Source organism: Streptomyces sp. SID5785, from assembly GCF_009870065.1.
Taxonomy (GTDB): domain Bacteria; phylum Actinomycetota; class Actinomycetes; order Streptomycetales; family Streptomycetaceae; genus Streptomyces.
In genome coordinates this window covers 1-374 of the sequence record NZ_WWIA01000672.1, presented here as the reverse complement: position 1 = coordinate 374, position 374 = coordinate 1, and the positions used below count along the sequence as shown (strand labels likewise).

The window sequence follows — 374 nt, the reverse complement described above, 5'->3', positions numbered from 1 at the left end:
GAGTGCGGGGCGCGCTGGAAGACGACCGCGATCTCGGTGACGCGGCGGCCGAGCCGCTTGCCGGTGCGCAGGTAGAACGGGACGCCCGCCCAGCGGCGGTTGTCGATCTCCAGCTTGATGGCCGCGTAGGTGTCGGTCTTCGACCTGGGGTCGATGCCGTCTTCCTGGAGGTAGCCGACGGCCTTCTCGCCGCCCTGCCAGCCGGCCGCGTACTGGCCGCGCACCGTGTCCTTGCCGAGGTCCCGCGGCGGCTTGATCGCGCCGAGCACCTTGGCCTTCTCCGCGACCAGCGCGTCCGCGTCGAAGGAGGCGGGCTCCTCCATGGCGGTGAGCGCCATCAGCTGGAGCAGGTGGTTCTGGATGACGTCGCGGGC

1 pseudogene is annotated in these 374 nt (G+C 71.4%); it reads right to left on the bottom strand.

Annotation, left to right across the window (positions count from 1 at the left end):
* A pseudogene (locus GTW43_RS21765) lies at positions 1 to 374 on the bottom strand (glucose-6-phosphate dehydrogenase); the annotation flags it as partial.